Annotated in this window: 15 protein-coding genes and 3 pseudogenes; 5 read left to right on the forward strand and 13 right to left on the reverse strand. The window is 60.2% G+C overall.

Going from position 1 to position 20,746, the window contains the following annotated elements; all coding sequences use genetic code 11:
- Nucleotides 1-61: 61 nt before the first annotated feature.
- The 4 genes from JOH52_RS30175 to JOH52_RS30190 form a co-directional block, all read right to left on the reverse strand.
- Nucleotides 62-631, reverse strand: a complete 570-nt coding sequence (locus tag JOH52_RS30175; protein ID WP_014989870.1) for a histidine phosphatase family protein — start codon at nt 629-631, stop codon at nt 62-64.
- A gap of 16 nt (nt 632-647) precedes the next feature.
- Nucleotides 648-3,110, reverse strand: a complete 2,463-nt coding sequence (locus tag JOH52_RS30180; RefSeq protein WP_014531863.1) for a phosphoketolase family protein — start codon at nt 3,108-3,110, stop codon at nt 648-650.
- 58 nt (nt 3,111-3,168) lie between these two features.
- Nucleotides 3,169-4,203: an alcohol dehydrogenase AdhP gene (adhP, locus tag JOH52_RS30185; protein WP_017267188.1), complete on the reverse strand. Its 1,035-nt coding sequence runs from the start codon at nt 4,201-4,203 to the stop codon at nt 3,169-3,171.
- 73 nt (nt 4,204-4,276) lie between these two features.
- A complete protein-coding gene (locus JOH52_RS30190; RefSeq protein WP_014528389.1) occupies nt 4,277-4,948 on the reverse strand; it encodes a CBS domain-containing protein in 672 nt (223 codons plus the stop codon).
- 567 nt (nt 4,949-5,515) lie between these two features.
- On the opposite strand from JOH52_RS30190, the pseudogene JOH52_RS36645 reads away from it, so the two are divergent.
- A pseudogene (locus JOH52_RS36645) lies at nt 5,516-5,894 on the forward strand (DUF3141 domain-containing protein); the annotation flags it as partial.
- 240 nt (nt 5,895-6,134) lie between these two features.
- Nucleotides 6,135-7,394 (forward strand): threonine/serine exporter family protein, encoded by a 1,260-nt coding sequence (locus tag JOH52_RS30200; protein WP_014531866.1) that lies wholly within the window; start codon nt 6,135-6,137, stop codon nt 7,392-7,394.
- Nucleotides 7,395-7,649: 255 nt separating this feature from the next.
- On the opposite strand, the gene fabI is transcribed toward JOH52_RS30200, so the two are convergent.
- From fabI to JOH52_RS30230, 5 genes and pseudogenes are all read right to left on the reverse strand, one after another.
- Nucleotides 7,650-8,435 carry an enoyl-ACP reductase FabI gene (gene fabI / locus JOH52_RS30205; RefSeq protein WP_014531867.1) on the reverse strand — a complete coding sequence of 262 codons (786 nt, stop codon included), beginning with the start codon at nt 8,433-8,435 and terminating at the stop codon, nt 7,650-7,652.
- A gap of 14 nt (nt 8,436-8,449) precedes the next feature.
- On the reverse strand, nt 8,450-9,634 hold the full coding sequence (locus JOH52_RS30210) for an acetate/propionate family kinase (protein ID WP_014531868.1): 1,185 nt from the start codon (nt 9,632-9,634) through the stop codon (nt 8,450-8,452).
- 4 nt (nt 9,635-9,638) lie between these two features.
- A complete protein-coding gene (locus tag JOH52_RS30215; protein WP_014528385.1) occupies nt 9,639-10,595 on the reverse strand; it encodes a phosphate acetyltransferase in 957 nt (318 codons plus the stop codon).
- Nucleotides 10,596-10,613: 18 nt separating this feature from the next.
- The gene (locus tag JOH52_RS30220; RefSeq protein WP_014531869.1) at nt 10,614-12,830 is read right to left on the reverse strand and encodes a DUF3141 domain-containing protein; all 2,217 of its coding nucleotides are present in this window, start codon (nt 12,828-12,830) and stop codon (nt 10,614-10,616) included.
- A 545-nt stretch (nt 12,831-13,375) separates the two neighbouring features.
- A pseudogene (locus JOH52_RS30230) lies at nt 13,376-13,681 on the reverse strand (CBS domain-containing protein); the annotation flags it as partial.
- Between the two features lie 561 nt (nt 13,682-14,242).
- Between JOH52_RS30230 and JOH52_RS36650 the strand changes: the two are divergent.
- The 3 genes and pseudogenes from JOH52_RS36650 to JOH52_RS30245 all read left to right on the forward strand — a co-directional run.
- Nucleotides 14,243-14,320 (forward strand): annotated as a pseudogene (locus JOH52_RS36650) (DUF3141 domain-containing protein); the annotation flags it as partial.
- A 37-nt stretch (nt 14,321-14,357) separates the two neighbouring features.
- Nucleotides 14,358-14,744, forward strand: a complete 387-nt coding sequence (locus tag JOH52_RS30240; protein WP_014531872.1) for a hypothetical protein — start codon at nt 14,358-14,360, stop codon at nt 14,742-14,744.
- A 178-nt stretch (nt 14,745-14,922) separates the two neighbouring features.
- Nucleotides 14,923-17,004 carry a mechanosensitive ion channel family protein gene (locus JOH52_RS30245; protein WP_209566080.1) on the forward strand — a complete coding sequence of 694 codons (2,082 nt, stop codon included), beginning with the start codon at nt 14,923-14,925 and terminating at the stop codon, nt 17,002-17,004.
- A gap of 666 nt (nt 17,005-17,670) precedes the next feature.
- On the opposite strand, the gene aqpZ is transcribed toward JOH52_RS30245, so the two are convergent.
- The 4 genes from aqpZ to JOH52_RS30260 all read right to left on the reverse strand — a co-directional run bounded on the left by aqpZ (nt 17,671) and on the right by JOH52_RS30260 (nt 20,699).
- Nucleotides 17,671-18,369: an aquaporin Z gene (gene aqpZ, locus JOH52_RS30250; protein WP_010967322.1), complete on the reverse strand. Its 699-nt coding sequence runs from the start codon at nt 18,367-18,369 to the stop codon at nt 17,671-17,673.
- Between the two features lie 180 nt (nt 18,370-18,549).
- Nucleotides 18,550-18,759: a hypothetical protein gene (locus JOH52_RS35525; RefSeq protein ID WP_014528379.1), complete on the reverse strand. Its 210-nt coding sequence runs from the start codon at nt 18,757-18,759 to the stop codon at nt 18,550-18,552.
- Nucleotides 18,756-19,910, reverse strand: coding sequence for a DUF2092 domain-containing protein (locus JOH52_RS30255; RefSeq protein ID WP_017266934.1), 1,155 nt, complete (start codon nt 19,908-19,910; stop codon nt 18,756-18,758). The genes JOH52_RS35525 and JOH52_RS30255 overlap by 4 nt, the downstream gene beginning before the upstream one ends.
- 630 nt (nt 19,911-20,540) lie before the next feature.
- On the reverse strand, nt 20,541-20,699 hold the full coding sequence (locus tag JOH52_RS30260; protein WP_164819904.1) for a hypothetical protein: 159 nt from the start codon (nt 20,697-20,699) through the stop codon (nt 20,541-20,543).
- Between the last annotated feature and the right edge of the window lie 47 nt (nt 20,700-20,746).

Consider the following 20,746-nt stretch of genomic DNA (forward strand, 5'->3'; position numbering starts at 1 on the left):
TGATTTAACCCTTTGTAATCATGCAACTAATAAAATGCCGCACACGTTTCCCGGAATTGCTCTAGCCAGCGACGTGTCCGTTCCATACTCTCACTGCGGGTACCTCGTGGTAGTAGGTGAGGACGCTTAACGTGCCGGTATTCAGGAGAAAATGCTGCCCTGCGCGTGGTGGCAGGCCGATCCATCGCGCTGCAAGCACGCGCAGCACGTGCCCATGCGCAAATAGCGCAACGTCGCCCTTCGCAGCCCGGACGCGCGTCACGACCTGATCCACACGAGCACCCACCTGACTGGGCGTCTCGCCGCCGGGGCAACCATCCCGGAAAATCAACCAGCCCGGCCTCTTCGCCTGGATTTGCTGGGGTGTATGCCCCTCGTATTCGCCGTAGTTCCACTCCATCAAGCTTCGGTCGCCGAGGGCGGCGGCGCCGAGACCCACCAAGTCACAAGTCTCCCGTGCCCGCTGCAGCGGGCTTACGAGAACGAGCGCGAACGTGTGCCGAGCCAACACCGGCCGCATCCTTTCCGCCTGTCGTCGTCCGTTGTCGGTCAAGGGGACGTCTGTTGTGCCCGTGTGTTGCCCGCTCAGACTCCACTCGGTCTCCCCATGCCTGATCACGAATACGTTCACGTCCAGCCCTCCCGGCTCAGACGTTGTCCCCTTCCGTAGAGGTTTTCCGGGACACTGCTGTCGTGTCTTTCACGCCCCACTTCCATCCGCTGATCGCAAGCATGTCGTCGCCATGCTTTTCGATATATTCGCGATGCTCGATTAGCTTCTCGTGAATTGCCTGCTTGAAATAGGCGGCACGGGCACCGAGTTGCGGCAGCCGATCGATGACATCCTCGACGAGGTGGAACCGGTCGAGCTCGTTCAGGACCACCATGTCGAACGGGGTGGTCGTCGTGCCTTCCTCCTTGTAACCGCGCACGTGCAGGTTGCCGTGATTTTTTCTGCGATAGGTGAACCGATGGATCAGCCACGGATAACCGTGGAAGGCGAAGATGATCGGCTTGTCCCTTGTGAAGAAGGCGTCGAAATCACGGTCCGATAGCCCATGCGGATGCTCCTCCGCAGGTTGCAGCTTCATCAGGTTGACGACATTGATCACCCGCACCTTCAGCTCGGGCAGGTGTTCGCGGAGCAGTTGCACCGCCGCAAGTGTTTCGAGGGTCGGGACGTCGCCGCAACAGGCCATAACGACATCGGGCTCGCTGCCCTTGTCGCTGCTCGCCCAATCCCAGATGCTGAGGCCCATGGCGCAGTGCCTAACGGCCTCGCTCATCGTCAGCCATTGCGGCGCAGGCTGTTTTCCGGCGACGACCACGTTGACGTAGTCGCGACTGCGCAGGCAGTGGTCCGTGACGCACAGCAGGGTGTTGGCGTCCGGCGGCAGGTAGACGCGGATCACGTCCGCCTTTTTATTGACGACATGGTCGATGAAGCCAGGGTCCTGATGGCTGAAGCCGTTGTGATCCTGTCGCCAGACATGCGAACTGAGGAAATAGTTCAGTGAGCCGATGGGTCTGCGCCACGGGATTTCGCCACACACCTTGAGCCACTTGGCATGCTGGTTGAACATTGAGTCGATGATGTGGATGAAGGCTTCGTAGCAGGAGAAGAAGCCGTGGCGGCCTGTCAGCAGGTAGCCTTCCAGCCATCCCTGGCACTGGTGCTCGCTCAGTACTTCCATGATGCGGCCGTCCGGCGAGAGATGGTCGTCCTCCGGATAGATATCCGCCATGTAGCAGCGATCGGTTACCTCAAGCACATCCTGCCAGCGGTTGGAGTTGTTCTCGTCCGGACTGAACAGCCGGAAGTTCTTGCTCTCCAGGTTCGCCTTCATCACGTCGCGCAGGAACTTGCCCATGGCGCGGGCTGACTCGGCCATAGTCGCGCCAGGGCTGGTTACCTCCACGGCGTAGTCCCTGAAATTCGGCATCTTCAAATCACGCAAAAGCAACCCGCCGTTGGCGTGGGGGTTGTCGCTCATCCGGCGGTGGCCCGCCGGAGCGAGCGATGCAATTTCAGTCGTGAGCCGACCGGTCTCGTCGAAAAGCTCCTCGGGCCGATAGCTTTTCATCCATTGTTCGAGAATGCGGATATGCTCCGGCTTGTCCATCTCGCCCATGGGCACCTGATGCGATCGCCAGTAGTCCTCGCATTTCTTGCCATCGATCTCCGGCGGGCACGTCCAGCCCTTTGGCGTCCGAAAGACAATCATCGGCCATGCCGGGCGCTTGAGATTGCCGTTCGTGCGGGCATCGGCCCAGATTTCCTTGATCTTGCCGACCACAGTGTCGAGCACGCCTGCGAGCTTCTGGTGAACATCCTCGGGATCACGGCCCTCGACAAAATATGGCCTGTATCCCATCCCCTCGAAGAACTTGCGCAATTCCTCCTCGGGAATGCGGGCGAGGAAGCAGGGGTTGGCAATCTTATAGCCGTTCAGGTGAAGGATCGGCAGCACACAGCCGTCGCGGGCAGGATTGAGGAATTTGTTGCTTTGCCAGCCGGTCGCGAGCGGACCGGTCTCGGCCTCCCCGTCGCCAACGACACAGGCGATGATCAGATCGGGATTGTCGAATGCCGCGCCATAGGCATGGCTGAGCGCGTATCCGAGTTCGCCGCCCTCGTGGATGCTGCCGGGTGTCTCGGGCGCGACATGGCTCGGTATGCCGCCGGGGAAGCTGAACTGCTTGAACAGCCGCTTCATCCCTTCCGTATCCTCGCTGATATTCGGATAGAACTCACTATAGGTGCCTTCGAGATAAGCGTGCGCCACCAATGACGGTCCGCCGTGGCCGGGGCCGATGACGTAGATCATGTTGAGATCGTCGCGTTTGATGACCCGGTTCAGATGCACATAGAGCATGTTGAGACCGGGCGACGTCCCCCAGTGGCCGAGCAGTCGCGGCTTGATATGCTCGCGCTTCAGGGATTCCCGCAATAGCGGATTGTCGAGCAGATATATCTGGCCGACTGAGAGATAGTTGGAAGCTCGCCAGTAGGCGTCCATCAAGCGGAGTTCCGCGGATGACAGCACGGCTGCTACATGTGACTTGCCTGATGTTGTCTCGTTCATCGCTGCCGTTTCAAGCGAAGTCATCTGCACCTCCCGATCATAATGACATTACTGAAATCTCTCCGGCTTGCTGTGATGCAAGCTATTGCAATCGCACGACTATGCGACCGTCGATCTTGCCCGCTTCCATGCGATGAAAGATGTCGTTGATGTTCTCGAGGCTCTCCCACGAGAAATAAGGCTTTACCTTGCCTTCCGCCGCGAACACGAGCGATTCCTCAAGGTCTTGACGGGTGCCCACGATTGATCCACGCACGGTTATGCGTTTCAGGACGGTCTCGAAAACCGGCAAGGACATCATTCCGGGGGGAAGGCCGACCAAGACCATCGTACCTTTCGACCGCAGGAAACCAAAGGCCTGTTCCATGGCGGCGGGAGAGACAGCGGTCACGAGCACTCCGTGAACGCCGCCGCTCGTGGCCTTCTGTACCTGCTCGATTGCATCTTCTGACTTGCCGTTTATTGCGATGTCGGCGCCAAGTTGCTTAGCCAGCGCCAGCTTGTCTTCGAATATGTCGGCGGCCACTACGTGCATTCCCATTGCCTTGGCATATTGCACCGCCATGTGGCCGAGACCCCCGACGCCCGAGATGGCCACCCATTCACCGGGACGGACTTCCGTTTCCTTCAGCCCCTTGTAGACGGTCACTCCCGCGCAGAGAACGGGCGCGGCGGCTCCGAATTCCAACCCATCAGGAATCTTTCCGACGAACTCGGGATCTGCCAGTCCGAACTCCGCGAAGGTGCCGTTCACTGAGTACCCGGTGTTCGATTGCGAAGCGCACAGCGTTTCCCAACCGGTCCGGCAATAGGTACAGTAACCGCAAGCGGTGTGGAGCCATGGCACCCCAACCTTGTCACCTTCTTTCACTCTCCTCACGCCGGCGCCCACGGCTGAGACGAAGCCAACACCCTCATGCCCTGGAATAAAGGGCGGGGCCGGCTTAACGGGCCAATCGCCGTTTGCCGCATGCAGATCGGTATGGCACACGCCCGTCGCTTCATATTTTACCAGGACCTGCCCCGCGCCAGGCGTTGGGACTTCCATCTCCTCTATGGTCAGCGGAGCGCGGAACTGGCGTACGACAGCCGCCTTCATTGTCTGTGCCATTTGCATTCCCCTCCATCTCATACGGCTTCAGAGACACCTCTCAGGGGGGTGCCGAGAGTTTGCGTTGTGAACGGCAGCGCTATTGAGTGTAGGGATCTGGAAAATGCTCCACGATGCCCCTGACCCCGTGGACACTCTCAGCCACGATCCGCGCGGCCCTGCGACAAGCGGCCGTCTCGACTTGGCCCCAAAAGTGCACGATCCCCTCGGTGACCGTGACAGTCACGTCCAGTTCTTCCAGACCCGTGTTTTCGCCGAGGCGAACAAGGATGCTGCGTCGAATGGCTTCGTCGCCCGCTGCTGTTTCGTCTGGCTTCGTTGAAAAAATTGCCTGCAGCAGGTCGGCGCGGCTGACGATGCCGACCAGTTCCCCATCGCGCATTACGGGGATGCGCTTGATACCGCGTTCCTGCATGAGCCCTGCAACGCGCGCAAGGGGCGCTTCCTCCTCAATGGTTACGGGGTTGGCCGTCATGACGTCGCCGACGCGCCACGAGCATCGCCTGATGAAGGCGTTCGCCCTGTCATCGGGATCGATCGCCATGTCCGCCATCAACACGGATGCTCCACTGCAGAGTTCCGTCCGCCGGATCAGGTCGCCCTCACTGATGACGCCGAGCAAGCGCCCATCGTCGTCAACGACCGGGACGCCGCTTACGTGGTGGTCGAACATCAGCTTGGCTGCCTGTCTAACGCTGTTGTCAGGCGACAGTTTGACAACCTTTGTCGTCATCACATCCTTGACAAGCATATCGATCGAACTCCGGTACAGACGTCTCCGCCACTACGGCACCGCGCCTATAAGACGCGCGAAAGATGCTGTAGCGCCTTGGACCGCTGCGAAGCTGAGTTGAGCCGTACTCAAGCAAGCTCCGCGACGATCTCAAGCGTGGCCCATGGAGATCCGCCTGATTGTGAACCCCTCCGTCCTGTGCTGCCATTCCGAAAAGCGAATTGCAGCGGAAAGATGCTGAACGCCGACTTCCTCGTGTGACGATAAGGCAAAAGGGACCGGTCGGCATTGACCGGAGTCAATATATCGACACTTGCTCCGGCGAATCGAGAAGCTCGTCCGGCGCTGATTTCGTCGATATCAGCGCGTTGCCAGATGCTCCCCGACAAACTCGCCCAGCGTCTGACACAGCAGAGTGCTGCCATGCGGATCGGGTATGTCCATCAAGCCTCGCCTAGTTCAGTCCGCCCGGAAGCGCACCCGGTCCGCTTGGATTTGACGGAGATCAATGCTCAAAAGGCAGTGTTGGTGTATGTGCGATCAGAGACTGGGACCGCCCTCCGTTCAAGCCGAGGAGTAGACCGAATGCCTCAGCCGACTATCTCATCATTCGCAGACGCCTCGCCTATGCGCTCGATGCCTGGCAGCGTTCTATCCTGCTTCTCGACGTGATGCGCCAGCGCGGTGAACAGTACCGAGAATACAGCGCGCAGACCGCTCCGCACGTGCTGAACTAGGACGCGGAACTGTCCTCGACGGTCGCACGCTCGATAGACCGGTCAACTGTGCTCGCCCAGATAATCCCGCCCGGGGGCGGCGTTGTCGACACGCTGAAGCGATCCTTCGTCCCCATCGAGCGGCGAGCCGACCACGCAAGCCTTGCGTGATCGGCAACTGCCAGGCCGGCGGAGCGCTGATGAGCCTCGCATCGCTGCGCCCGGAACTGTTCAGTCCGTTCGTCGTCCCACCAAACGAATGAGTTCGAGGGGTCTCCGGCAGAACGCTCAGCAGCGTGGCACGGCCTACGCAGTGGACCTGGCCTGGTCCCGCCGCTGAGAGCTCTTCCAGTTAAGACGACGCTTTACCTCATCGATCATCGGGAGAAGCACGGCCGGAAGGTGTCGGTGAACCGCAGAGCAAGGTGCAGATTATCGGTGATCGCATCGAATAATTCTTGGCGTTAGAATACCTGAAAGGGTGGAGTGTGACGCAGTCTGCAGATAATAAAAGACCTGACTCCGGCGTGTCGGACGACTCGATCAACATGCTGCTGCGGTTTGCCGTTATGATGCTTCGTTCCGGGGGCACCGCGATCCGTACCCGCGAACTGGTGGGGGCGATGGCGCACCGCCTCAACCTGGAAACGCCATCGGTGAGTCTCACGCTCGAGTCCGTCACCCTCAGTGTTTACCACGGCAGCGAACAGTTCGTAGCGATGCGCGAGGTCGGTCCGCCCGGAATCGACTTCAGGCGCATCGGTGAGTTGGAGCGGCTTGCGAACGCGTTAGAGCCAACGGCACCGCCACACCGGATAGCGAAAGAACTTGCTGAAATCGAAGCGCGGGCGCCTCAATATACCGGCTGGCAGATGGCGATCGCGATCGGCCTGGCCAGCGGAGGCTTTGCGTTCCTCAACGGAGCGGCCCTGCCGGAAATGGCCAGCGCCGCGATCGGTGGCGGCATAGGTCAAGGATTGCGCTGGTGGTTGACCCGCCGCCAATTGACACACTTCGGCACGGCGGCACTGGCTGCCATAACCGCTGCAGGAACTTACGTTCTGGTGGCAGCGCTGGCGCGCCGTGCAGGGTTTGCGTTCTCGCACTATGCTGCGGGCTTCATCTCCACCATACTATTTCTCATCCCCGGCGTTTCGCTGATTGCAGGACTGTTCGATCTGTTGCAGCATCAGACGGTGGCCGCCTTGAGCCGGCTGGCATATGGCGCGCTGATCCTGTTCATCGTCGCTTCGGGGCTGAGCATCGTGGTGACTGTTGCGGCCATCGAGCTGTTGCCACGCTCGGCGCCGGCCGAGCTTGCCTATCCGTTGCGCCTTTCGTTGCGCGCCGTCGCGAGCTTCGTTGCCGGCTGCGGCTTCGCCATGCTGTTCAACAGCACGCCACTTTCGTTGGTTGTCGCGGGCATCGTGGCGCTGGCGGCGAATAGCGTGCGCCTCGTCCTGATCGACATGGGAATGCCGTTGGCGCCGGCGGCGTTCATCGCCGCGTTGTTGATAGGAATCATCGCCATTCTTGTGAGCCGGCGGTTGGACGCAGAGCTCATGGCGATTGTTACCGCGCCGGTCGTCATCATGATTCCGGGTCTCTACGTATTCGAGATGCTTGTTCTGCTCAACCGGGGGCAGACGCTCGAGGCCATGCAGGCCTCGGGGGCAGGGATCTTCGTGATCAGCGCGCTCGCGATGGGGTTGAGCGTGGCGCGCCTCGCAGTCCCGTGGGAAAGTTAGTCGATGCGGGAAAGCTGTTCTATAGGGTGGTAGCCGCCGTCGATGAAGAACGTATCGCCGCGCGGCCTCGTATGCGAACAACGCAGTGCGCCTCCGCCATCATCGTTGCTCCCCCCATCAAAGCAGAATGTTTGAGGGCGCCCGTCTCACAAAGGCCTGTTTGAGGCTCATGTTGTGTCGAACGCCGGCCTGCGCGCTACCGATCGAAACGAGGCGTGTGGCCGCCTGCCTGATATTGACAGCTCCTATCCCGCGCTAGTCGACGATGTGGTAGCCGCCGTCGACGTAAAGCACCTGGCCGGTTATGAGTCGCGCCGCGTCGTGGGCGAGAAACGCGGTCGCCATGCCGACGTCATCAATGTCGACGAGCTCGTTGGCCGGTGCCTTCAGCTTCGTCTTTTCAAGCAGCGCGTCGAATTCCGGGATACCGGAAGCGGCTCGGGTGGCAAGCGCCCCCGGCGATATGGCGTGGACGCGAATGCCCTTGGAGCCAAGCTCGGCGGCCATGTAGCGCACGGCGCTTTCGAGCGCTGCCTTGGCGACCCCCATGATGTTGTAGTTCTCCACCACCACCTGTGACCCGTAATAGGTCATTGTGAAAAGCGTCCCACCGTTCTTCATCAGCGGCTCCGCGAGTTGCGCCATACGGATGAAGGACCAGCAGGAAATCTCCATCGTAGTCAGAAACCCCTCGCGCGGCGCATCGGTCACACGCCCGCCGAGGGTGTCCCTCGGGGAGAAGGCGATCGAGTGGACGAGGAAGTCGAGCTCTCCCCAGGTTTCGCCGATGCGCTCGAAGACCGCCTCGATCTGTCCAGGCACCGCCATGTCGAGCGGCAGGAAGATCGGGGCGTCGAGCTCGCGTGCCAGCGGCTCGACATGTGGCTTTGCCTTGTCGTTGAGATAGGTCACCGCGAGTTCCGCGCCCAAGGCACGAAACGCGCGGGCACAACCCCAGGCAATAGAGCGATCGTTGGCAATGCCGACGATCAGGCCCTTACGACCTTCGAGAAGCTTGGCCTTGACGGTTGGAATGGACATGCGGCAGTCTCCAGTCAGGCGTTGGGAGCGCTGATGAGCGCCAAGGTATGGCGCGCGATCATCAGCTCTTCGTCGGTTTGAAGGACATGAACGGCAACCCGGCTCTCGGCCGTTGAGATCAACGCAGCGCCAGCCTCGTTTGCCGCCGGATCGAGCTCTGCCCCGAGCCACGCGAGGCCTTCGACGATACGTGCGCGGATCGAGGGCGAGTTCTCGCCGACGCCCGCGGTAAAGACGAAGGCATCGATTCCTCCCAGTGCCGCCGCGAGCATGCCCGCATTGAGCACACACCGGTAAACGAAATGAGCAACGGCGAGCGCGGCATGTGGGTCGTCACTCGCCAGAAGATCGCGCATGTCGTTCGAGAGGCCCGACAACCCTTTGAGCCCGGCGTCATGATAGAGGAGATCCGAGACGGCTTGCGCCTTCATGCCCTTCTGGAGGATCAGGTAGAGGACGACGCCCGGATCGAGCTGGCCCGGCCGCGTCCCCATCGGCAACCCGTCGAGGGCGGTGAAGCCCATTGTGCTCTCGATGCTGCGGCCGTCGCGCAACGCGCACATCGAAGCACCGCTGCCGAGATGAGCGACGACGACGCGCCCCTTGGCCGCTCTCGACGCCACGTCTCGGAGCCGCTCGGCGATATATTCATACGAAAGTCCGTGAAAGCCGTAGCGCCGGACACCCTCATCATAGAAGCTTCGCGGCAGGGCATAGCAATCGGTGTGCCTGGCGTGGCCACGATGAAAGGCAGTATCGAAGCAGGCGACCTGTGGCACATCCGGATTGATCTCCATCGCCAGACGAATCGGCGCAAGGTTGTTCGGCTGATGCAGAGGTGCGAGGTCCTGGTAGCCTGCGAGGCGGTCGAGCACGTCCGCATCGATCAGCACGGGCCGCTTGTAGTCGGGACCGCCGTGCACGACCCGGTGACCGACTGCCTGCAACTCGAAGCCCTCCAGCGTTAGGAGCCAGTGTCTAGCCTCGGTAATGGCGGCCGGAAGATCGCGAACTGCCTTCGCGTCATAGGTCTGGTCGATGAGTTGGGTGCCGTCGGCCGCCGTCGCCTGCAGACGCGGCCGGGTCCCGATGCCGTCGACTTTCCCGCGAATCTGATGCGTCAGGTCCATGCCGGCGATGCCGAAAACCTGGAACTTGAGGCTCGATGAGCCGGCGTTGACGACAAGGAGCGCGTCCATGGCGCTACACCGCTGCCACTTGCGCGGCCCGTCGCCGCGCGGAGCAGAGCGCAGCGACAGCGCATGATGCAAGGCGCGTGCGCACCGAATCCGCCCGTGAGGTGAGCACGATCGGCACACGGGCGCCAAGGACGATGCCGGCTGCATCAGCATGGGTAAGAAAAGTCAGGTTCTTGGCCAGCATGTTCCCGGCTTCGAGATCCGGCACCACGAGGATGTGGGCGTGGCCGGCAACCGGCGAATTGATTCCCTTGATGCGCGCGGCTCCCGGATCAATCGCGTTGTCGAAGGCCAGTGGTCCTTCAAGCAGGCCGCCCGTGATCTGGCCGCGTTCGGCCATCTTGCAAAGCGCGGCGGCTTCGATCGTCGAAGGAATTTTGGCCGTCACCGTCTCGACCGCCGAAAGAATGGCAACACGGGGCTCGCCGAGACCGATCGTGACCCAGAGATCGATCGCGTTCTGCACGATGTCGCGCTTGGCTTCGAGGTCAGGAAAGATGTTGATCGCCGCGTCCGTGATGAACAGCGTGTCGGCGTGGCCGGGCACGTCCATCACGAAGACGTGGCTGATTCGCCGCTCGGTCCGAAGGCCCGTGGCAGAGGCGGCGACCTCGTGCATCAGTTCGTCGGTATGAAGGCTGCCCTTCATCAGGAGTTCGCCCCTGCCCTCGCGGATCAATGCGACCGCCTTGGCGGCCGCGGCATGGCTGTGCGGGACATCGACGATCTCTCGCCGCCCAAGATCGAGCCGGTGTTCCGCCGCGACATTGCGGATCTTGGCTTCCGGCCCGACCAGTATAGGCGTGATTAGCCCCATCTCGGCGGCTTCTATGGCGCCACTCAGCGAAGTTTCATCGCAAGGATGCGCCACGATGGTGACCGCGGGCGCCTCGGCTCGTGCGGCCGCAATCAGGCGGTCATATTTGGACGGCTGGGTCGCCAGCGTGGTCACCTCGGACACTCGGAACTCCCTCTCCAGTCAGGATGCGTTGCGATCACGTGCGGCCTTGCGCACCATGAGAGGGACCGGCGCTTCGCCGCTCAGGCCAAAAAGCGCTGTCACGCTTTGCAGCCGCTCGGCGGCAATGCCAGTCAGCAGCCCGGGAGCCTCCAGGACCTCTCGTAGCGCGGCAAAGGCAGCGCGGCGTTCCTCGATTTTCTCCGGCAGCAATTTTGGAATGGCCGCAAGCGCCGCCTCCTCGTCGACCAGCAACATGAAATACTGCGTGCGCATCAGTGCCTTGAACTCGGCAAGCGTCAATTGCTTGGCGGAGGGATGAGCGCGCCGAAGTCGACGGACCGTTTCGAAACCGCGCTCATCGACTCTGCCGCGCGCCATGCCGACAAAGAGCAGCGCCCGGGCGAGTGCCTCCCGAAGCCCGCCCTTTGCCATGTCAGCTTTGAGCGCCGCGATCCTGTTTTCCAGCAGCGCGTGGTGCAGCAGGTTCTTTGCCGCCTTGCGTGGACGGCGCTCGGTCTTCGTGTCGATACCGAGCGCGGCTTGCAAGGCGGGCGCGCCATAGACCGCGCGGAACGTCTGTTCTGAAAGATGTTCGACCATCTGTCGCCAAGCTTCCAGCCCGTCGACGACCTGCCGGGACATGTTCTCTTGTAGCGCGAGGAGCGGGTTGTCAGGCGCCGCCGGTTGACGCGCGTCGCGGACGAGCCCGGCGGCCGCCTGGACCCAAGCCATGACGGGATTGCCAGGACCGAACACTTCATATTGCAAGCGCAACGGGTGGATGCTCCGCATCGCCTCCGCCATCGGTGGCGTCACCATCCCCTTGATCCAAGGCTGCAGGTAGGTTCGGTACAGCGCCAGATTGATCTCCGAGACTCGGGCGGCCGCAGCGAAGCGGCGGTCGTCCTCAAGATCGTTGCCGCCGAAGGCACGGATGTCGTCGAGCGTGCGCGCCTCGCAGCGCATAATCCATTCGCCGCTGACCAAGTCCGGATTCTCGACAGCCGGCCCCACTGGCTCCAGCACCGCTTCGTAAAGGCCGGGCGGCAGCACGTCGATCAGGTCGATATTCGAGGCGAACTCGTCGTGTTCCTTGCGGGCCACACCGGCGGAAACAAAGATGCCGAGGTGCCCGATCTTCTCGTGCACCGTGTAGACGATGGTCTGGCCGTGTGCACGGATCTCGTCGACGCTGTCGTAAAGATCCAAAATCCAGTCGAGCGCCTGCGCCGGTGGAGTGATGTTGTCGCCCTTTGAGCAGAAGACGACGATCGGCGAGCGGATGTTGCGCATGTCGATGGTGGTGCCGTCGGAGGTCTGGATCTCGCCCGCCGCAAGCTTGTTGCCGACGAAGAGCTCATCGACGATGAACTGCATCTCCTCTGCATTCAGCCTCACATGCCCGCCCCACCAGCGCTCGAAGCCGAGATAGCGGCCAGCCTCGGTGTCTACCTTGGAATAGAGGTTATATTGCTTGGTCCAGAGCGTGTTAGCGGGGTTCTGGTTCTCAAAGTTCTGCACCAACCAGGCGCCATCGAATATGCCGGCGCCAAGATCGCCGGTCAGCGCAGTCAGCCAGCTGCCGCCAAGCAGGCCTCCCGAATAGCGCATCGGATACTGGCCCCGGATACCTGCCCAATAGGAAAGCGGCGCGCCCGCGATAATAATCGGGCCGAACAGTTCCGGGCGCAACGAGGCAAGGATCATCACGGCCCAGCCGGCCTGGCAGTTGCCGATGACGCAGGGCTTGCCATCGGCATCGGGGTGGCGGGCGATCACTGTTTCGAGGAAGATCGCTTCGGAGCGAGTGATATCCTCAATGGTTTGGCCGGGAACCGGTTCAGGAAGAAAGCCTATGAAATAACAGGCGTGGCCCGCCTTCATCGCGACCCCGATCTCACTGTCTGCCTTGAAGCCACCAATGCCGGGTCCGTGGCCGGCGCGCGGATCGACGACGACAAACGGCTTTTTCAATGGATCGATCACCGCGCCGGCGGGCGGCACGATCCGGACGAGTGCATAGTTGACGGGACGATCGAGCTTGCGGCCGTCGCAGACGAGTTCCGCATCGTAGTCAAGCACGTTTGGCGCGGGCTGCGCCGTATGCTCTTCGTACTGCGCCGCGCGCTGCCGCATCACGTCCAGAAACAGGATGGAGCGTTGCCAGGCATCGAGCGCATAGGCGTAGGCATCCGCAAGGGTCGGTATTGTCGGGATCGAGGATTGCTCAGGCATCTGTCCACTCCTCGGCGCGACCGAAGGTCGGCCCCATTCCTGCATACAAATATGAGCACGATCTTTGTTGAGCGGTGATCTGCGTCAAAGAAGGCGAGCGGCAAGGCCGCAACATTATCCAATTATTGAAAACCCGTGGATGGCTCTGGTTTTATGAGATTTTATTTTACGGGTTCGAAGAGCATAACAATGCCTTGTTACGGCGGTTTGACAAATCCCAAAAGTTGCAATGCCCGGCCGACCGTCATCGTCTGAAGCATCGCACTGAAAAGGACCCTCCGCAAGACGGCCCTTGAAATTCAAGCCCTAGCCGATGTGGCGGGGTTGCTCCATTTGATGGTGTACTCGGTTTTCTCAGACAAGAAATCTTCCTACGTGAACTGATTTCGAATGCCGCAGATGCCTGCGAGAAGCTGCGTTACGAGGCGATCGTTGCGCCCGAACTGCTCGGCAACGAGCCTGCGCCGCCATCCTCTCCGCCAGCGGTTTCAGCCAACGCTTTGGTTTTGTTTGGCTTGCCAGAACGGCAAAAGAGGTGCTTACACCTCCTCGATGGTTACCGGGTTGGCCGTCATGACGTCGCCGACGCGCCATGAGCATCGCCTGATGAAGGCGTTCGCCCTGTCATCGGGATCGATCGCCATGTCCGCCATCAACACCGATGCTTCACTGCAGAGTTCCGCCCGTCGGATCAGGTCGCCCTCGCTGATGACGCCGAGCAAGCGCCCATCGTCGTCAACGACCGGGACGCCGCTTACGTGGTGGTCGAACATCAGCTTGGCTGCCTGTCTGACGCTGTTGTCAGGCGACAGTTTGACAACCTTTGTCGTCATCACATCCTTGACAAGCATATCGATCGAACTCCGGTACAGACGTCTCCGCCACTACGGCACCGCGCCTATAAGACGCGCGAAAGTTGTTGTAGCGCTTTGGATCGCTGCGAAGCTGAGTTGAGCCATACTCAAGCAAGCTCCGCGACGATCTCAAGCGTGGCCCATCGAGATCCCGCCTGATTGTGAACTCCTCCATTCTGTGCTGCCATTCGGAAAAGCGAATTGCAGCGGAAAGATGCTGAACGCCGACTTCCTCGTGTGACGATAAGGCCAAAGGGACCGTTGGCATTGACCGGAGTCAATATATCGACACTTGCTCCGGCGAATCGAGAAGCTCGTCCGGCGCTGCTTTCGTCGATATCGGCGCGTTGCAGGATGCTCCCCGACAAACTCGCCCAGCCTCTGCCACAGCAGAAGCTATGCGGACGCAACCCGCGCCTAAGCCAGTCCGCCGGGAGCGCGCCCGCTCCGCCTGGATTTGATGGAGATCAATGCGCAGAAGGCGGTGTTGGTGTATGTGCGATCAGAGACTGGGACCGCCCTTCGTTCAAGCCGAGGAGTAGACCGAATGCCTCAGCAATCGGCAACTGCCAGGCCGGCTGGGCGCCGATGAGCCTCGCATCGCTGCGCCCGGAACTGTTCGGTCCGATCGTCATCACACCAAACGAATGACTTCAAGGGTACCCAGGAGAACATGGGGACGCCGGTGCTAGATCAAGTGGGGTTCGAATTGATCATATACGTCGCCGAGATTTCAGGACGCGGCATCGCCGCTTTTGACGCAGCCAACGACATTGAAGCGCAAGCGCAGTTGGCAAACAGGGGACTCCTACGGGACCTGATTGTCTTGCAGAATGAGGGTCGCGCACTCTGGGATGGTGTCGCGGACATCCATTTGCGGACGGCGACCCCTGAGGAGACCGAGATCTGGCAAACAAGCCGGACGGCGGCTGTTCAGTCAGGTGAGGATTCCGATGACGAGGGTCGACATGTCTTCCTAGTCCCCGTCGTCGATCCTTCTCATGACAATTTCGACGATGACGATAACCCCCACCATGACGAGGACCGTGACGGCGACTGAAAACGGATGACGCGGCCCTGATCGAGGAAGGGGCGGACTGCGTGCGGCTGCCCATCCCCGACATTATGATGCCGTCCGACAAGGTCGACGGATAAGAGCGAGAGTTGGCCGCGCGGTCAAGCCGAAACCTCCGATCTTCTGGTCGCGCTGCCCGCCAAAAATCAATCCGGAGCGCCCCATGAATAGCGTACAACCCATTCGAATTGGTTTTCTGCTGCTGGCCGTCGCTCCAATCCTCTTTTGGATGCTGCTTGGAGTTTCCTGGGCACAGCAGGCTCCCGTCGGCGTGCCGCCCGAAAAGGCACAACAGTTCCTCGATCTGCTCTCGGATCCGGAGGTGAAGACATGGCTCGAGGGTAAGATCCCTTCGGCTGCCGCGGAGCCCCCTGCTGGGTCGCCCGTCGAGACGATATCGAGCTGGGAGGCCGCCATCCGCGATCGCTTTAATGGGCTTATGGGCGCAGTTCCCCGCATACCAGAGGAGCTGGCAAGCGGCGCCGCTGTTGTCTCGCGCGACGTGAACTCGGGCAGGCCCGGGCTGGTGGTCAGCATATTTGCCGTTCTGATTGCCGTTGGCCTCGGCGCCGAGTGGCTGATCCCGAGGGTCTTCGCCCGGGCACGCAAATCCGGGGCAAACGAGAACGCCGGACAAGAGATCCTGTCCGAGATCGCTGCCTTGCTGACGTTTGCCTTGGCCAGCGTCGGTTCATTCCTGGCATTCGAATGGCCGCCCTTACTGCGTAAGATCATCCTTACGCTGCTTCTAGCTTTTATCGTGTTTCGGGTCGTCCGAGCGATCGGCAAGTTGCTGTTTGCCTTGAGCGGCGCCAGCGGCATTGCCGATCAGCCGCCGTCAGCTTTTGAAAGCGATGCGGCCCGTCGTTTCTGGCTTTCGCGGATCAGCATTATTGCCGGGTTTCTTCTATTCGGCTGGGCCATCGTCAGTCTCATGCCCGCTTTGAGCTTCTCCAATGAGGTGACCCGGCTTGCTGCCTTTCTGTTCGGGTTGGGCATTCTGGTAACCGCAGTCGAGGTCGTCTGGCGGCGCCCCGACAAGCCGGCTCCGCTTGTCGTCAAGTCACTGCTTACCCTCTATCTAGTCGTGCTTTGGTCGGCTTGGGTAGCGGGATTGCTAGGACTGCTGTGGCTGGGCATCTATTCGCTGCTCTTACCGCCTCTGGTGCGCGGCGTTGGCGACGTGGCGCAGGCCTTAGCGACCAGACAGCGCACCGGCCCTCCCGGCATCGTACTGAGCGTGGTCATAGTCAGGGGTGCCAGGGCAGCGGTGATCGCCGCCGCGGTCGCATGGCTCGCCTACATCTGGCGCATCAGAGCTGCAGCCCTCGCCGGCAGCGAACCCGGCGCGATCGTGATACCGGGATTGCTCAACGGTATCATCGCCCTCTTGGTCGCCGACCTGCTTTGGCAGATGTCAAAGGCGTTAATCGCTTATCGGATGGGACTTGGGCCGAAGGACGGTTCCAACGTCGATGAACTCGCCCGCAGCGGCCGGTTACGGACGCTCTTGCCGATATTCCGCAACGTGCTCGCTGTCTTCATCGGTGCCGTTACCGTGCTGACGATCCTGTCCGGACTGGGCGTGCAGATTGCACCGTTGATCGCCGGGGCGGGTATTTTCGGCGTCGCTATCGGATTCGGATCGCAGACGCTGGTCAAGGACGTCCTGAGCGGCGTTTTCTACATGCTCGACGATGCCTTCCGTGTCGGTGAGTACATCCAGAGCGGCAGCTACAAGGGCACGGTCGAATCGTTCAGCCTGCGGTCGGTCAGGCTGCGGCATCACCGCGGCCCGATCTTCACAGTGCCGTTCGGCGAGCTGGGGGCCGTTCAGAACATGAGCCGCGACTGGGTGATCGACAAGATGACTCTCAACGTCACTTACGATGCCGACGTAGACCTCGCACGGAAGCTCATCAAGAAGGTCGGCCAGGAGCTGGCTGCGGATCCGGAGTTCGCGGCCGACACGATTGAGCCCTTGAAGATGCAGGGCGTCGACAGCTTCGGCGACTTTGCGATCGTGCTCAGGATGAAGCTGATGACCAAACCGGGCGCGCAGTTCACTATAAAGCGACGAGCCTTCATGATGATCAAGAAGGCATTTGATGAGAACGGCATCAAGATCGCGGTTCCAACCGTTCATGTCTCGGGAGGAAGCGACAACGCCGCCGCCGCGCAGCAAGCGCTCAACATGAGCAAGGCCGCCGAACTGGCGGCGAACAAGGCACCTGTAGGCCTTTAACCTTAAACCATGATGATTTTGGATTGAATCAATTCAAAATCATACGTGCGATGGACTCTCATAATTTCGAGCGTAAACGCGCAAGCGGCCCCACGTCGCGTGACCGCTTATGCTAGGGGCGGGAAGCAGGGCGGAAAACTGCTGTCCCGCTCTGGTTTCGGGGCTTCGTCGCGGCTGATCGGGGCGATCGACCTCGCCTTGCACTTGGAGTGGTAGGCGCTCGCACGCGGAACGCCTTCGTCGCAGCGCGCGCCAGATTTCAGGCGCACACTCGCGTCCGCTCGATCGCCGCCTTGGTCTGGCCGAAAGACATTCGTCGCCCGCTGCAACTATGCGATCCAGAGCAACGCACTGGTGCGTAACGAATTCGAAACGCGCCGCAGGGACGTTCTCGAGTGATTTCGCCGCACGTTCGACGATAAACATGCCCGCTTTGAAAAACTTGGGTCGGACAGCTCTCCTTTTGAGGGAAAGGCGAACACTCGCAAAGTTCGCATGCGGTAATACACCATCCCCCGCGTGCGGGCTAATCCTGTCGTTCGGCTGCATTGTTTGCTTAGATGGGAACTGATTCAAGGAAACATGCAGCAATTCAAGATGCTACAACGCCCCTTGTGCGTCTGATAAGGCGCTGGGCGCTTGGCAGCGACGCATCGTCGAGCCGGCCTAGTCTACCGGTCTAAACTCCTCGCCAACGCTCTTCCAGACGATCCCGGCGATTGCTGCACCGAAAAGCGGCGCAATCCAGAAGAGCCAGAGTTGGGAAAGCGCCCAGCCGCCGACGAACAGCGCCTGTCCGGTCGAGCGCGCCGGGTTCACCGAGGTATTGGTGACCGGGATGGAGACAAGATGGATCAAGGTGAGAGCGAGGCCGATCGCAATCGGCGCGAAGCCCGCTGGCACCCGACGATGCGTCGAGCCGAGAATGATGATGAGGAAGAAGAATGTCATCACGACCTCCGTGACGAGCGCTGCCGTCAGCGAATAGCCACCCGGCGAGTGCTCGCCGTAGCCGTTCGCGGCGAAGCTCCCCAGCTGGAAATCCGCCTTGCCGGTAGCAATCACGTAAAGCACCGCGGCAGCAATGATCGCGCCTGCGACCTGCGCGATGACGTAGCTGACCAGGCTGGCGGCCGGAACTCTGCCGGCCACGGCAAGCCCCAGCGACACGGCAGGATTGAAATGCCCGCCGGAAATTCCGCCGACCGTATATGCCATGGTCAGAACAGTGAGACCGAATGCGAAGGAGACCCCGAGCAAGCCGATGCCAACCTGCGGAAATGCGGAGGCAAGCACCGCACTACCGCAACCGCCGAGAACAAGCCAACACGTCCCGAGAAATTCTGCACAAAGCTTCTTGAACATGAAATTCTCCCCCGGAATCCGCTCCACGGTGGCTTAACTGTCGCCGATGCAAGAACGCTTTATTTGAATCAGTTTCGTTTTCGCGAACAACCGTTGTTTTGCGAGTGCATTGAGCTCCGCCTGCGCTGCAAGGAGGCGCTCCAGCGAGACCCGTTCTGAGCGGTGGTCGAAAGCGCGTCACTAGCAATTATAGACACCCGCGGCACAGCGCCGGGTCGTTCGCCGAGCGACACCGGCCACACTAACAGGGGTCAGCGGCCGACCAACTCTGGCAACGGCAGAAGAGACGAGACTGGGGATCGAAACAATTGACTGGTCCCGCGCAAGATCACCGATGCAAAGTCCTGCCCAGGTGAGAGAGATGATTAGCATGCGTTTACAAAAGGTCATTTTCCCCCTCCTCCTACAAAATTCTCCGGCAATTCGCCTAGGGTACCCTTCAGGTCGTTAACATCGATCTTTTCGGCATCAGTCGGGTTCTTGAAGCTAAAATCACCCAGCGTAACCCCATCCCCAGACTTCCAATCCCTGATCTGGACGCTGTATTCCGGTCCACCCTTGACCAGTCTGGAAGTAATGACCAAGCGGCATGGGTGAGGTTGTGCTCCTTGTGCGACCCAGATCTGAAAATCCACATCGTCCTTGCGGAAGGCGAGCGAATCGCACTCGGCACCATTGATGACGCCGCTTCCCAGGTCTTTCGAATCGTAAACACCCTGGATTAGCTCGTCATATGCATTGGTCAACAACAAGTCGGCGGCAGGCAAGGGCAATCCATACTTGTCCTTCAACTCGTCTACAAGATGATCGACCGTGCCGGGGATTTCGACTTGTGTATACTTATTGACGTTCTTTCCCAGAAGCGTAAGCGTCTTACCATCGAAAAGGGACTCGACATCGACAAAGCCGCCGGAACGGGTCGTGTGCACCTTGTCCGGCCGGCTGAGGGTCACAGTCCCTGAACTCGCCAGCCCGAGTTTTTGATCACTGTTGGTGACAACCTGTAGATTTGCATCGTACGCGAACGATATCGCTTTCTGGGCTGCCAAATAATCAGACATGGCCTTGAGCAGCTTCTTGGCTTCGGCCGAGTCGGTGAACCTCATGAGCTCGACCCGACGGTTGAGCGCTTTTCCTTCATCGGTCTCATTGCTAGCAATCGGCCGGCTCTGCCCAGCGCCCGCCGCCAGCAACTTGCCGGCATCGATCCCTCGTTCGACCAGCGCGGCCTTGATCGTGTTGGCACGCTCAAGTGAAAGACGTTCATTGCTCTCTGCACTGCCGCTTGCGTCAGTATGGCCGACAATTCTCAAGCTCCAATCAGGGAAGTTCTTGAGCGCGGTCGCTATATCATCGAGAAGCGGCTTCGCACCTGGTTGTAATGTTGACTGGCCGGTGTCGAAGCTTAGGCCATGGACATCGTACTGCTCTCTGGTTTGCAAGGCCTGCTGCATGGATTCTTTGCTGTACTGCTTGACCGGGTCTGCCACGCTTTGTGACCAGCACGGGACATTAGTGGCCGCCACAAGGGCGCCCGCCATGAGCAGTTTTCGAGCAACGCCCTCACATAGCGATGCATTTCGGCCAGATTTTCGCCAGCGCAGGTCGTATTTGCTGTCTCCGAAAATCGTAATGTGTGCGTTTGACATCGGCTAAATCCTTCTCACGACTTGTGAATCTGGCTACCGAGCACTAAATTCTTTATATTCTGGAACACGACATACTGGAAAGGAAAGTAATCTTAGCAGGCGTTCGGCAAGAAGTGTAGTACATTATTCAAACTGTTGAAGTTCGCGTGGGTGTGAACCGCGCCAGGTTGGCCGAAATTTTCTCATCGTTCTTCGCCTGGTTGGGGCGAATGAGGACCAAGATAGTGAGCGCAGCTGCTGGGGACCTGAAACATGCCTATGGTTTTTTCTGAGCGCCGCCACCGACGGAAAGCTCCCCTATGGATATCATGTCCGACCCATAGCAAAGCGTCACCGGCGCAAAGCGGCAAGACGGACCCGAAGAAATGCCAGCGGACTTACTGCATGTTTCCCCAAGTCGTATCCGATTAAAAGATTGCAAAGTGCTGAAGCGACCCGTGTGGGCTCAATATGGGACGGCGGCGCTGTGGGTCTAAGCCAGTCAGCAATCGCTTCCAGAGCGGCGAGCTTTCTGACTGAATTTTATGGGGTGCCCGTAACGCAGAGCGAATTGCCGAACGCGTCGAATGGTAGGATATCCGATGGCTGGCCGGCGAAGGCGTGGACCACGGACTGCAGGAAGGGCATGAAGGCGGCGACCAGCGCCAGCGCCGGGCTCAATCCCGTCCGTTCTCTCGCCATCATCCATTCTCCATTCTGGCGCTGCGATTACAAATAGACGAGCCTCC

The sequence above is a fragment of the Sinorhizobium meliloti genome, assembly GCF_017876815.1.
Classification (GTDB): domain Bacteria; phylum Pseudomonadota; class Alphaproteobacteria; order Rhizobiales; family Rhizobiaceae; genus Sinorhizobium; species Sinorhizobium meliloti.